General features: G+C 69.2%; 9 protein-coding genes. 5 read left to right on the top strand and 4 right to left on the bottom strand.

What is annotated here, in order from left to right; genetic code table 11:
* The first annotated feature begins 79 nt into the window (after positions 1–79).
* Positions 80–868 (top strand): phosphatase PAP2 family protein, encoded by a 789-nt coding sequence (locus ABT313_RS26085; protein WP_350859028.1) that lies wholly within the window; start codon positions 80–82, stop codon positions 866–868.
* 203 nt (positions 869–1071) lie between these two features.
* Complete coding sequence (locus ABT313_RS26090) at positions 1072–3081, top strand: HelD family protein (protein WP_350859031.1); 2010 nt, start codon at positions 1072–1074, stop codon at positions 3079–3081.
* Here the strand turns inward: ABT313_RS26090 and ABT313_RS26095 are convergent.
* From ABT313_RS26095 to ABT313_RS26105, 3 genes are read right to left on the bottom strand one after another with little or no spacing between them, the layout of a single operon-like run.
* Positions 3067–4485 carry a hypothetical protein gene (locus ABT313_RS26095; protein ID WP_350859034.1) on the bottom strand — a complete coding sequence of 473 codons (1419 nt, stop codon included), beginning with the start codon at positions 4483–4485 and terminating at the stop codon, positions 3067–3069. The genes ABT313_RS26090 and ABT313_RS26095 overlap by 15 nt on opposite strands.
* On the bottom strand, positions 4482–5495 hold the full coding sequence (locus tag ABT313_RS26100) for a hypothetical protein (RefSeq protein ID WP_350859036.1): 1014 nt from the start codon (positions 5493–5495) through the stop codon (positions 4482–4484). Before ABT313_RS26100 ends, ABT313_RS26095 begins: the two co-directional genes overlap by 4 nt.
* A 31-nt stretch (positions 5496–5526) precedes the next feature.
* Positions 5527–6717, bottom strand: a complete 1191-nt coding sequence (locus tag ABT313_RS26105) for an MFS transporter (RefSeq protein WP_350859039.1) — start codon at positions 6715–6717, stop codon at positions 5527–5529.
* Between the two features lie 89 nt (positions 6718–6806).
* On the opposite strand from ABT313_RS26105, the gene ABT313_RS26110 reads away from it, so the two are divergent.
* Both ABT313_RS26110 and ABT313_RS26115 read left to right on the top strand, forming a co-directional pair.
* Positions 6807–7118: an ArsR/SmtB family transcription factor gene (locus ABT313_RS26110; protein ID WP_350859042.1), complete on the top strand. Its 312-nt coding sequence runs from the start codon at positions 6807–6809 to the stop codon at positions 7116–7118.
* 97 nt (positions 7119–7215) lie between these two features.
* Complete coding sequence (locus tag ABT313_RS26115) at positions 7216–9462, top strand: outer membrane protein assembly factor BamB family protein (RefSeq protein ID WP_350859045.1); 2247 nt, start codon at positions 7216–7218, stop codon at positions 9460–9462.
* On the opposite strand, the gene ABT313_RS26120 is transcribed toward ABT313_RS26115, so the two are convergent.
* On the bottom strand, positions 9446–10330 hold the full coding sequence (locus ABT313_RS26120) for a Gfo/Idh/MocA family protein (protein ID WP_350859047.1): 885 nt from the start codon (positions 10328–10330) through the stop codon (positions 9446–9448). The genes ABT313_RS26115 and ABT313_RS26120 overlap by 17 nt on opposite strands.
* Positions 10331–10506: 176 nt before the next feature.
* Between ABT313_RS26120 and ABT313_RS26125 the strand changes: the two genes are divergently transcribed.
* Positions 10507–12888 (top strand): outer membrane protein assembly factor BamB family protein, encoded by a 2382-nt coding sequence (locus ABT313_RS26125; RefSeq protein WP_350859050.1) that lies wholly within the window; start codon positions 10507–10509, stop codon positions 12886–12888.
* Positions 12889–13098 lie beyond the last annotated feature (210 nt).

The following is a 13098-nucleotide window of genomic DNA, read 5'->3' on the forward strand; positions in this document are numbered from 1 at the left end:
TGTTTCGGGGGTTGCCCAGGGCAACGCCAGGGTTGCGCCTGGGCAAACCCTGTGGGAACGGCGGGTACCGTCGAAAAGTATGGGGATCGAAGCGCTGGAGCGGGTGGGGCAGGGCGGGGAACAGCAGCAACGAGGAGTCCAGGTCTTCTGGAGGGTGGTACGGGAAGCAGTCCTGTTGGCCACCCTTTTCCTCGTCTACAGTGCGGGCCGGCAGATCGCGGCCCGCCATACCGGCTCCGCGTTCGACCATGCACACGAAGTGCTGTCGTTCCAGAACTGGCTGCATCTGCCGAACGAGGCGACGATCCAGCACTGGGCGCTGCAGTTCCCGCATCTGGTCGAAGGCGCCAACCTGTACTACGCGAGCGTGCACGCGCCGCTGACCGCCGCCGTACTGCTCTGGCTGAGCATCTGGCGGCCGAAGGCCTACTCGCATGTCCGGTGGACGATGGTGTCGCTGACCGGACTCGCACTGATCGGTCACATCGCGTTCCCGCTGGCGCCGCCGCGGATGATGCCGGGCTTCGTCGACACCGGACTGCGGTTCGGCCAGTCCGTGTACGGGCCGGACCACACCGGTGGCCCGGCCAACCAGTTCGCCGCCATGCCGAGTCTGCACGTCGGCTGGGCGGCGCTGATCGCGCTCTCGATGATCCTGATCACCAGGTCGCGCTGGCGCTGGCTGTGGCTGCTGCACCCGATCATCACGTTCAGCGTGGTCGTCGTGACCGGTAACCACTACTGGCTGGACGGCATCGTCGCACTGCTCCTGCTCGCGGCCAGCCTGCCGTTCCTGCTCCGGTCCGGCCTGCACGCCGACCAGCCGCGCTCGCGTAATTCGGTACCACCGCGGAAGGTGCTCAAGTAACGTAGCAAGGCTGTGTCGGCTCGTCCCCTGCCGTAGCGAGCAGGTGCTCGGCGGAGTGCCTCGGCGAGCGGGAGCGGAGGGGTCGATGTGGTTTCATCGTTCCCTTCGCTCCCGCTCGGCGAGGTGCCCGCCGAGCGCCGCGCAGTAGGCAGGGGACGAGCCGACACAGCCCCTGCTCCCCCACTGCTGCCGGAGGTTTCCGCATGCCCCCCGATACGTCCGACACCCTCCAGGCCGAGAAGGACTACCTCAAGAACTCCCGAGCCGCGCTGGCGGTCATGCGGGAGAAGACCGGCGCACTGGAGGTCCACAGCGCGGACCGGGTCAACCAGGAGTTCCTGATGGCCGCGATCTTCCGGCGGATGAAGGAACTGGAGGACGACCCGGACGTCCCGCTGTTCTTCGGGCGGCTGGACTACATCGAGCCGACCGACGAGACGTTCCATATCGGCCGCCGACACGTGAACGACGAGTTGGGCGAGCCGCTGGTCGTGGACTGGCGAGCAGACATCTCGGTGCCGTTCTACCGGGCCAGCAAGACCGAGCCGATGGGCGTGGGGGTACGCCGCCGGTTCGGCTTCACGCACGGCGAGATGACGGCGTTCGAAGACGAGGACCTGACCGCGACCGGGCAGGTCGAGCAGCACAGCAACATCCTGGACGCCGAGATCGAGCGGCCGCGTTCCGGCCCGATGCGCGACATCGTGGCGACCATCCAGCCGGAGCAGGACGTGATCGTCCGGGCCGGTGTCGACGACACCATCTGCGTGCAGGGAGCGCCCGGCACCGGTAAGACCGCGGTCGGCCTGCACAGGGCGGCGTACCTGCTCTATGCGTACCGGGACCAGCTCAGTCGGGCCGGCGTGCTCGTCGTCGGTCCGAACGCGAGCTTCCTGCGCTACATCGGCGACGTCCTCCCGGCATTGGGTGAGATCGAGGCGAAGCAGACCACCGTCGAGGAGCTCGTCGCGCGGGTGAAGATCGCGGGGCCGGGGCCTGCGCTGGTCGACGTACTCAAGGGCGACGCGCGGATGGCCGAAGTACTCCACCGAGCGGTCTGGGCGAACGTCGACCTGCCCAAGGATTCGCTGGTCGTCCCACGTGGAGCGCACCGCTGGCGCGTCGCGGCGTACCAGGCGGAGGAGCTGATCACCGAGCTGCGCAACCGAGGCATCCGGTACGGCGCCGGCCGGGCGATGCTGCCCCAGCGACTGGCCCACGCGGTGCTGCTGCGCATGGAGGCGGCCGGCGACTCCCCCGACGACCGCGTGCAGGACTCGGTGGCGCGGAGCCGACCGGTCAAGCAGTACGCCGAGGCACTCTGGCCGGCCGTCGACCCGGCGAAGCTGCTGTTCCGCCTCTTCACCGACCCGGAGCTGCTGGCCGAGCACGCCGACGGCATCCTCACCCCGGACGAGCAGGCGATGCTGCTCTGGGACAAGGTCCCTCGGTCCGCCGGTGCGGCCAAGTGGTCCGTCGCCGATGCCACTCTGATCGACGAGATCGCCGATCTGGTCGACCGCACGCCGTCACTCGGCCACGTCGTACTGGACGAGGCCCAGGACCTCTCCGCGATGCAGCTGCGCGCAGTCGGACGACGCTGCTCGACCGGTTCGATGACTGTCCTCGGTGACATCGCGCAGGGCACCACGCCGTGGGCCACGCCGTCCTGGGACGAGGCGTTGAAGCACCTGGGCAAGACGGGCGCCCACACCGAGGAGCTGACCGCTGGTTTCCGCGTCCCCGGCCAGGTGATCGAGTACGCCGCCCGCCTCCTCCCGACGATCGCACCGCACCTCAAGCCCCCGACAGCGGTACGACGGGCGCGTGGTGAGCTCACGATCTCCCGCGTACCGGACAGCCTCGCCGCCGCGGTCACCGCCGTACGGGAGGTGTCTGAGCGGCTCGGGTCGATCGGACTGATCGTGCCGGACGCACTGGTGCCAGCGACCCGGAAGGCGCTGCACGGCATCGCCTTCTCGGTCCTTGGCGACGAAGACGACGTGGACGCCCACCTGGACGTCGTACCGGCGTCGCTGGCCAAGGGTCTCGAGTTCGACCATGTCGTACTGGTGGAGCCGGCCGGCATCGTGGCCGGTGAGGCCGACGAGCGGACCGGTCTCCGCCGGCTCTACGTCTGCTTGACCCGTGCCGTGACCTCACTGGTCGTGGTGCACAACGAAGACCTGCCCGTGGTGCTAGAAGCCTCGTGAGCCGCCCGATCGGCGCGACGAGCGCCGGGACGAACCGCCACCGCTGGAGCGGGTCCGGGAGGACCAGGAGCTCCGCTGGCTCGAGCCGCTGTACCAGCTGCTCCCGCTGTCGTCCCCCGAGCTGCTGCTCGACGAGGCTGCCCAGTCGCCGACCGAACTGCCGACGTCCGAGCTGAACCGGCTGAAGCGCGCACCTGGCCGACGGGCCCGCCAGCGCGACCGCATCTCCTCGCTGCGGCGCCGGAAGTCGGAGTCCGGGAACCACCACACCCGCCCGTCACCCTGCGACCAGTAGCCGTCGACGTACGCGGCGAGGTCCTCGGCGTGCTCCCAGTACGGCGTCGAGAGCTGCCAGCCCTTCACCATCCGGATCTGCGGCTCCTCACCGGCCTCGTCGCGTTGCTTGCAGGCGGCGCAGACGTCGACAGCACGCGCAGCTCCGTCCTCCGGCTTCCACTCGATCTGGTCCGTGCTCGGTCCGTGCCGCGGGTCGAAGAAGCAGGGCGCGGTCGGCTCCGGGATCGGCTTGCCGGCCCTTACCGCGTCCAGGCACACGAGCCCGTAGCGGGCGGAGCCGAGCAGTGTGGTGACTGCCTCGATGTCCTTGTCACCCTTGGCCTCGTCCAGCCGGTGCCGCGCCTTCTCGACCGTGTCGAGCACGTCCTTCGACAGGAGGGACTGTTGCGGGTCGGACACCGTCGGAAGCGCGGAGACCTGTTGCGAGAGCGCGATGATCTCCTCGTCGAGCAGCGGCTTGCTGACGCCGAGGTGAGCCTTCTCGTCCTTGCGTCGCGTCCTGCGAGCACCCCACGCGGTCAGGCCGTACCAGAGCCCGATCACCCCGGCCAGGCCACCGGCGTACGGCGCCGCGTCGACGTAGAACGGCTTGTTCACCACCTGTGCGCGCTGGATGAACCGCTCCAGCATCGGCTCGTACTCCGGCGCGCAGCAGTCGACCGCCTGGTCCACAGCGTCGCCGACGAAGTACGTCGGTCCATGGTCGGCCCGTTGGACGGCGTGGAACCCGCGTCCCGCGGACTCCGACTTCGCGTCGACGAGTACGCCGTACACGCCCTCGACGCCGACCCGGTCGTACAACTGGTCCGCGATCTCCTCACCCTCCCAGGCGAGGTTCACGTAGTACCCGCTGTCCGACGTGTTGATCTTCGACGCAGGAATGACGGCGATCCGGATCGGCGCGGACGCATCCTTGGCAGCGGCGTCGAGCTCCGCGACCTCGCTGCTGGTCAGCTCCTTCACGTCCGGGTCGACCCAGACACCGGCGTCGCCCAGGTGACTGGCCACGGTGTTCATGTAGGCGTCAGGGTCCGTGGCCGCGTGTGCCGGCACTGCGGGCAGGGCCGACAGCGCGATGATGGCGAACACACCGAGCAGACGTTTCATCGTGATCCTCCCGAGAGGCGGTCGCGGCAGGCACTACAGACCGGGACTTCCCGTGGCCTGCCGCCGGGTGGCGTGTACATCCAGTCGGTCACGGACGTGCCGTGGCTGGGGTCGAAGAAGCACGCGGCTCTGCGCGCCGGAGCAGGTGTGCCGGCGACCTTCGCCTGCGCACAGGCCAGTCGCCAACGGCCGTACTCGACCGTGGCCCGGACCTCGCGCAGCTTGTCGTCGTCCGGCTCACCGTCGACAACGCGACCGGCGTCGGCGTACGCATCCATCGCCGCCTGCACATCTGCCGCAGTGTCAGTGATGTCATGGCCGTCCAGACGCACGTCCGCAGCATCCAGTTCCTCACCGAACCGCGTGACGTCCTCACGCGCAGCCGAACGCCGCTCGTCGACGGTGTCCACCTCGTCCGGCAGCACCTCGTACGACGGCCGGTAGAGCGCAGGTCCTTGGTCCTTCTTGCGCGACATCGAACGTATCGAGCGGGCGAGGAACAGAGCAGCCGCGAGCATCACCAGGACGCCCACCCCAGCCCATAACCATCCCGGGCCCGACGACGTCTTCGGTATGTCCAGTTGGTCGAGCACGCCGTTGAGCATGCCGACCGGATCGGAGCGGCTGTGCTTGCCCAGCTCGTCGGTGAGGATCTCCGCGATCGGGGTGTCCACACCGACCGCACTCCCCCAGCTGATCGCGCCGCCGAACACCACCAGGTAGATGCCGTCCGCCTGCTGACGATCGACCAGTTGGTCGACGTACCTATGAGCTGCAGCGCTCTGGTCGCCGGCCCCGAGTACGGCGGCGGGCACGACCGCGATGCGAATCGCCGGGTCGCGCCCGTTCACCCGATCAGCCAGCTCGGCGGCGTCCTTGTCCGGTACCAGCGACCGTTGCGACGGATCGACGTACACCGGCGAGGTCTTCCAGCCGTCGACCACTGCCGCCGGATCGCTGGAGCCCGTCAGAGTGGAGGCGAGCAACAGCACACCGGCAAGCAGACGCATGGGCAGAAGCCTGCCCTACCGCAGGGCCGTGTCAGTCGACAGCGGCTGTGACGTAGATGTCCTCCTCGCGCTCGAGCTCCTCGACCCGCTGCAGCGCGGAGTCACGCCAAAGCGCGTAGACCAGGCCGAGCACGACCAGCGACAGTGCGGTCGCCAGCACCGGCAGATAGCTGACGCCGAGCGACTGGATGACCAGTCCGCCGACTACCGCCGACAGTCCGGCGCCCAGGTAGATCGCGGAGGCGTTGAGCGAGATCAGCAGACCGCCGCCGAGCTCCAGCAACAGGTTCTGGATCGGTGGGTTGAAGGACCACGTGAACATGCCCCAGACCAGCAGGGCGGCAGCGGCACCCACCTCCGTCGTCAGCGTGACATCCAGGGTCGCGAGGAGGGCGGTGATGCCGATCATCAGAACGGCCAGGGTCCGGAGACTGCCGAAGCGGTCGGTGACCCGTCCGCCGAGGAAGTTCCCGATCACCGCGCCCACGCCGTACAGCAGGAGCAGCAGGCTGGTGGCGTTGCCGGTCAGACCGGCAGCGTGCTTCAGCAACGGGACGATGTAGATGTAGACGCTGAATGCGGCGAGCACTGCGAGGACTGTGATCGCCAGGATGATCTGAACGCGACGGTCGGCTACACCGGCGAAGCGCTCGCGCAGACCGACCGCCGGAGGTGCGTCGATCGTGGGCAGCGCTGCCCGCTCGACGATCGCCACCAGCACGGCGACTGCGGTGATCAGCGCGAAGACGCCCTTGTAACCGAGGCTCGGGCCGAGGAAGGTGCCGGCCGGTACGCCGAGCACCAGCGCGAACGTCAGACCGCCGAACACGATGGCGACGGCCCTACCGCGCTCCTCCGGTCGCATCAGACTCGTGGCGAACAGAGTGGCCGCCGGCGTGTACATAGCAGCGCCGAGCGCGGCCACGACCCGGCCGGCGATCAGGATCGGGTAGTTGACGGCCAGCGCAGCGATCAGGTTGCCGAGCGCGGCCAGCACCAGTGCGGCGATCAGGAGCGTACGGCGCTCCCACCGGCCGGTCAGCGTGGCCAGGATCGGCGCACCGATCGCATAGGACAGGGAGAACGCGGTGGCGAGCTGGCCCGCGGCAGTCAGCGAGACATGCAGCTCGGAGCTCACGTCGGGGAGCACACCGGACACGACGTACGCGCTGGTGCCGACCGCGAACGCACCGGCGCCGAGCAGGTAGATCCGTGCGGACATCGAAGGCCTTCCGGGGAGAGGTTCACTAGTTCGATCGTCATCGTACTACGATCTTCATCGAACTTCGACCGACGTCGTACTATGGATTCATGGCCACAAAGGTTCTCCCGCAGCCGGAGCGGGACGAGATCCGCGTCGAGGCGGTTCTGCAGGCACTGGGCGAGCCTGTCCGGCTCACGATCGTCCGTGCCCTGGCCGACAACCCGGCAGGTGTCTGCTGCGGCGAGATCGAGCTGCCCGTTACCGCATCCACCCGCGCCCACCACCTCAAGACGCTCCGCGAGGCCGGCGTGCTCTCCACCCACACCGACGGCACCCGCCGGATCAGCATCCTGCGCCGCGAAGACCTCGAGGCCCTCTACCCGGGCCTGCTCACCGGCATCCTGGGCGCGAAGCAGTAACCACACGCACACGCCTGGTGAACCTGCACCTCAACCGCAAGATGCCGGTGGGGTGATCGAGGGCTGGTTGTAGAAGTGCTGCTGGCAGACTGAAGCAGTGGTGGAGCTTCGGGCGCAGTGGGCCGACCTGGTGCCCGGTTCTGCCGCGCTCGCGGACGAGCTCGTCGCACGGTACGTCGAACGCAACCGCCGCGCGTACCGCGACCAGTATCTCGCGATCGTCCTCACCGCACTGGACTCGTTCATCCAGCTCTCGACCGACCCGACCAGTGTCCGGCTCGCGGCCTGGTTCCACCGCGCTGTCCACGAGCCGGGCGGCACACCGTCCGAGGACGCCGAGGCGTCGGCCCGGTTGGCCGAGCAGCTGCTCCCGCAGTACGGCGTACCGCCGATCCGGATCGCCGAAGTCGCCCGGCTGATCCGCCTGACCGGCGACCTCGCCGCACCCCCGCCGGATGCCTACGCGCCACCCCGCCGGGACGCGAACGGCGACGTGCTGCTGGATGCCGTCAACGCGATCCTCGCCTCCGACCCCAGCCGCTACGCCGTCCACACCGCCGAAGTACGCCGGGACGCCGGCGACCGCAAGGCCGCACTCGAGCACCGGTACGACGACGTACGCGAACTGCTCGACGGCCATCTGTACCGCACGCAGCTGGCACGCCAGCGACTCGGACCGGTCGCCCGCGTCAACCTCGAGTCGGAGCTGGCCGGACTGGACAGCGAACTCCCTGCTCCGTGGCGCGGTTGGCAACAGGCCGCACTGACCGCGACAGCCACCTTCACCGCGATCGCTGCCGCAGTAGTCGCTATCGCCGCCTCTGGTGCGTCCTGGCAAACCCCAGCAGCGCAAGACGAACCAGGCTGGCCACCCATCGCGCTGGCAGTTCTGTCGTTCTTCAGCGCACCGGTCCTGTTCCGCTGCGCTCGTAGCGCCAGTCAGCGCGCCCGCCTCATCGCCGGCGCCGTACTGGCGATCGCCGTCACCGGACTGCTCGTCGCCTGGGCCCAGGCACCCCGGACGAACGTTGCCGTCGGCGTCGGTCTCCGCGTTCCGTTGATGATCTCCGCCCTGCTGCTGTTGCTGATTGCCGGCACCGCAGCTCTGGTGGCCTCGCTGCTGCGCACCAGGACGGCCCGCTTCCTGCCGGCACGCAACCTCGGCCAGCAACTCGCCTGGCTCGCAGCACCGGCCGCAGTCGCTCTCACGTTGTTGCTGATCGTCCAGCCGCTGTCACGCAGCTATGTGCTCGGCTCGAACGAGCGGGTCGAAGGCACACCGGGCCAAGCAGGCAAGGCTGTGCCGTCGGTCCTGGACGGCAGCGTCGCCTGGGTCAGTGAGTCGGTTGCCGGCACCGGCGCCGAAGAAGCCATCGGCACCCGCTACGGCATCGCGATCCCCCGGCCGAGCGGTGTGGTCGAGATGCTCGATGCAGCCACGGGCGAACTGCGCTGGCGCTACAGCCGATCCGATTCCGACGAGAAGCCGGTCATCGCCGCGACCGGCAACGGCGACTACGTGCTCGCCCAGTTCGCCGACGTCGGCTATCTACTGCTCGACGCGAACACCGGCCGGCGCAAGGCCGCTTGGCCCGGCCGGACGCGGGACCGGTTCATCCAGCAGTCCCAGCCCCTCCTGACCGGCGAACGCTCAGGCAAGCTGCACGGCGTGGACCCGACCGGCCAGGAACGCTGGACGTACGACTCCGGCGACTGCACCGACCTGGGCGCGATCGCCACGGCCGAGACAGTAGTCACGTTCGTCAGCCACACCTGCGACGACCGTCCTGACGAGATGGCTGCACTCGACGTCGAGTCCGGGAAGAAGCTGTGGACGAAGACGTCGGACACGTACCGGCGGCCAGTCGTCGTCGCCGGTCTGGTCGTCGTGGCCGAGCCCGGCGGGGACTCCGACGTACCTGCTGCGCTGACGGCGATCGAGCCGCGGACCGGTGACGTCCGCTGGCGTTGGGAAGTGCCCAGGACCTGGTCGTGCCGGACGCTGCTCAACACTGCCGGGAAGTACCTGATCGTCGTCGACTGTCCCGGCCCGAGCAGTCTGGAGAACCGCAAGACCATCGTGACCGCGATCGACGCGAACACCGGTCTGACCGCTTGGCAGACCCAGGCGCCCGTCAGCCCGCGCGTGAAGGTCACCGTGACCGCGGACGGCCGCGTCATCTCGCTGGGTCGCGCCGCGGCCGGCTGCGTCGCGAACGTGATCAGCCAGACCGGCTTCCGTCAGGTCCGCCTGCCCACAGGCATCTCCTGCAATCGGGATCCGCGTGCCGTGGGCAATCTGGTGCTCACGTCCGGCACGGACACCGTCATCGCCCTGCGCTGAGCTGCTTCTGCGCGGAGGCCAGTAGCTCGACAATGCGGGTGCCGAAGGCCACGTCGGTCGGGTGGGACTCGCCTGACTCGGCTGCCACGACCAGCTCCTCGGCGGCGAGGCTGAGTGCGTCAGCGGCGAGGGTCGTGCGCTCCGGGAGCAGCGCCGTACCGGACTCGCCCCAGACGCCGGTCTCGAAGTTGCTGCCCGACGGTGGCGCGAGCAGGGTGATGCTGGCCGTGCTGGTCGCGCCGGACTCGTGCGTGAGGACCATGTGGATCAGACCGTCGCCGCCACCGACAGCCGTGAGCTCACCGATCGGACCGAGCATCGCGGCCAGGTTGGACAGCGCGTGCGGGCCGACGTCCCAGAGCGATCCCCACTGCTCGCGCCGCCAGACCGAGTTGGTGTAGCGGTTGCCCGGTGCGTCCAGCGAGGCAAGCATCCGGCTCCAGCCGCCCTGCCAGCCGCCAGTGGCCTCCAGACCGGCGAAGAACTCGCGCATCGGCGGCTCGAACCGCTGGGTGAGGAACACGACCGACGCGATGCCCTCGTCTTCGGCCTCCTCGACCAGCGCCCGGGCGTCGTCCAGCGAATCGGAGACCGGCTTGTCGAGCAGCAGGTGCTTCCCGACGGCCGCTGCCTCGAGCGCCATCGACGCCTGCACCCTCGGCGGTACGGCGAACGCGACCGCATCCACGGACTCGAGTAACTCCGCGTAGTCGTCGTACGCCGTCAGCCCGAACTCGCCCGCGAACGCGGCGGTTTTGTCCGGATGCCGCCCCCAGACGCCGGCCAGCTCGACCCCGGCGGCCGCCGTGAGCCCCGGAGCGTGCGTGCGCGCCGCCCACCCGCCCGTCCCCACCAGACCGAACCGCATCTAGCCCTCCCAAGCCGGAAATGTGATCTGCACCGCAATCCCACTGGTGGAATTCGATGCCGGACGCACCTGTCGAACCGGTCAGGTGACGAGCCGATATCGCTTTGGCCACGACCCTATCCGGGAACCCCGGATCGGTCGGTACAGGCTCCTGCGGGGTGCCAGACTCCTTAGCCATGGACCTGCGCGACCAGTGGAATCGCCTGCTGCCGCACGCGCAGCCGTTGGGCGACGATCTGCTGGCTCGTTACGCAGAGCAACATCGCCACTATCACGACCAGCGCCACCTCACCGAGGTGCTGGAGACCATCGACGATCTGGCCGAGTACGCCGACGACGCGGACACGGTCCGGCTGGCAGCCTGGTTCCACGACGCGATCTACGACCCGCAGGCCGACCCCGGCGAGAACGAGGAGGTCTCGGCCCAGCTGGCCGAGCTCGAGCTGGCGGCGTACGGCGTCGAGGCCGCGCGGGTCGAGGAGATCGGCCGGCTGGTCCGGCTGACCGCGAAGCACGACTGTGCACCGGACGACCGCAACGGCTCCGTGCTCTGCGACGCCGACCTGCGGATCCTGAGCCTGCCGCAGCACCGCTACGACGAGTACGCCGCCGGGATCCGGCAGGAGTACGCGCATATCGCGGACCGCGACTTCGCCCGCGGCCGGATGACGTTCCTGCAGGGCCTGAGCGAGACGAGTCTGTACGCGACACCGCGAGGCCATGAGGAGTGGGAACGACCGGCCCGGGACAACCTGACCCGGGAGGTCGCGGCCCTGGGCCCTAGGGGGGCCCGACCGATCGGCGGGCTGATCCCGGTCATCTACTTCGGTGCTGCCCTCGGTGCGGTCGTCGCGTCCTCGGTCCTCCTGGGCCGCGGCCTCGGTGCTGCCGCCAAGTGGCCGGCCGACCCGTCGGACGCCGGCGGCTTCCCGGTGTGGGCGCCGATCGCCGGTACGGCGGTGGCCGCGGCACTGACCTGCGCGTGGTTCCGGCGTGCCCAGCAGCGGCTGGTGACCATTCCGGCCGTTGTTTTCGCCGTTGTCGGCCTGGTCGCTATCGGCGTGTGCTGGTGGCGGTGGCCGGCCGCACAGCCCGGTGCAGCCATGTCGGAGCGCTGGCCGTACCTGATGCTCGCGTCCGTGGCTCTGGTGCTGTCGGGCGCACTGTTGGCGTTGGCGAGGCGGCTGCGGCTCGCTCCGCCGTACGCACAGGCTCCTCCGCGCTGGCTGGGCGTCGGTGCGACCGCTGTCTGCGGCGCGCTGCTGGCGTGGGTCGTGGTGTCGGCAGGCGAGCCGTTCGTGCAGGCCCGGCTGGAGACCGCCAACACAGTCAGTACGACGACCACGATCGAGCCGACCCAGCTCCCCGTGCAGCTCGACGGGACGCTCGCGTGGAGCCGTGAGGTCCCCGCGACCGGTGCGATCACAGGTACTGCGGGTGGAGTTGCCGAACTGCGGTCGGACGGTGTGGTGATGTCCGACGCGGCCACCGGTCAGATCCGCTGGCGCTACTCGCGGGCCGACGTACAGGACGCCGCGTCGAGTGGCGCGAAGGGCCTGCTGGTGTCGGCAGATACCAGGACGATCGCAGCGCATCTCCCACACTCGGAGTACCGCGAACCCGCGGGCATCGACCTGCCGACGTACGCCGTGTTGGATGCGGTGAGCGGGAAGGTGCTGACCGAAGTACACACCGACGGTACGGCGCTGGCGGTCGACGAGAACCAGCTGCTCGTGGCTGAAGGCAAGTACGTCGTAGCGCACGGCGTGAGCAACCCGACGCACTGGCGGGCGCAGGTGCGCTGCAACGTGACCCAGGGCGAGCTCGTCGGCGACCAGGCGGTTGTCGTGGACGCCTGTGCCGGCAACAGCGCCGTCGTACGCGGGCTGGATCTCAAGACCGGCGCTCAGCGCTGGGAGGTTGATCTCGGCGCACGGATCGACCTGAGCGCGGAGCTGGACCCGTCCACCTGGGTCGGGGACCTGGTCTCCGTACCGGACACCCGTGAGGTGTCCGGGCTGATCTGGACCGGCGCGGCCGGCGGGACGCTGTACCAGTGGAGCGTCGACGTCGGTGAGGGCCGCATCATCTGGACCACGCCCGTGCCGGGGACACCACGCCCGCGGCTCGGCTCGTCGTCATGCGACGCACAACTGGCCGCGACCCACGCATCGCTCGTACTCATCACCTGCCGCACCGGCAACGACCCAGGCCAACCGCAGACGTACGACGTGTCGTCGTCGAGCCCTGCCGACGGCACGCCGCAGTGGCACCACCTGCTCCAGGTGCCGCCGAAGCTGCAGCAACCGGAGTACCCGCGGAACGGGTTCGGACTGCTGCCCGACGGGCGCGTGGTGACTCTGATGCCGCAGCCGAACGGCAGCTGCTCCCCCGTCATGATCGGCACCACCGGCGTCCAGCCACGACCGATCCTGCCGAGTGTGAACGCCCAGCCGGTCGCGAAGTCCGAAGAGGTCACCTGCAACAAGCCGGCCGTAACGGTGGCCGCCGCGCGTCCCGTCTTCTCCGACGGCACCCGGCTCTTCGCGCTCAACTAGGGAATTACTTTGCCGCGGGCACGGTTGTTGAATACCGTGATGCCCATGTTCCGCGTGGTTCTCGAGCACAACCTGTCAGGCACCGGCCTGACGGGTGCTCCCGCGTGGGCATTGTCAGTCGATTCAGCCACCGGCACTCGAAGCTGACCCTCCTCCTGCTGAGCAGGACCCGCGGAGGAGGGTGGCTCTCACCGGCCCCCTCCGTGTGGT

The sequence above is a fragment of the Kribbella sp. NPDC000426 genome, assembly GCF_040300265.1.
GTDB lineage: Bacteria > Actinomycetota > Actinomycetes > Propionibacteriales > Kribbellaceae > Kribbella.

Excerpts from the sequence above, each read along its gene's own strand:
- ABT313_RS26100 (WP_350859036.1), bottom strand. The coding sequence starts at position 5,495 with ATGCGTCTGCTTGCCGGTGTGCTGTTGCTCGCCTCCACTCTGACGGGC.
- ABT313_RS26095 (WP_350859034.1), bottom strand. The coding sequence starts at position 4,485 with ATGAAACGTCTGCTCGGTGTGTTCGCCATCATCGCGCTGTCGGCCCTG.
- ABT313_RS26085 (WP_350859028.1), top strand. The coding sequence starts at position 80 with ATGGGGATCGAAGCGCTGGAGCGGGTGGGGCAGGGCGGGGAACAGCAG.
- ABT313_RS26125 (WP_350859050.1), top strand. The coding sequence starts at position 10,507 with ATGGACCTGCGCGACCAGTGGAATCGCCTGCTGCCGCACGCGCAGCCG.
- ABT313_RS26105 (WP_350859039.1), bottom strand. The coding sequence starts at position 6,717 with ATGTCCGCACGGATCTACCTGCTCGGCGCCGGTGCGTTCGCGGTCGGC.
- ABT313_RS26090 (WP_350859031.1), top strand. The coding sequence starts at position 1,072 with ATGCCCCCCGATACGTCCGACACCCTCCAGGCCGAGAAGGACTACCTC.
- ABT313_RS26110 (WP_350859042.1), top strand. The coding sequence starts at position 6,807 with ATGGCCACAAAGGTTCTCCCGCAGCCGGAGCGGGACGAGATCCGCGTC.
- ABT313_RS26120 (WP_350859047.1), bottom strand. The coding sequence starts at position 10,330 with ATGCGGTTCGGTCTGGTGGGGACGGGCGGGTGGGCGGCGCGCACGCAC.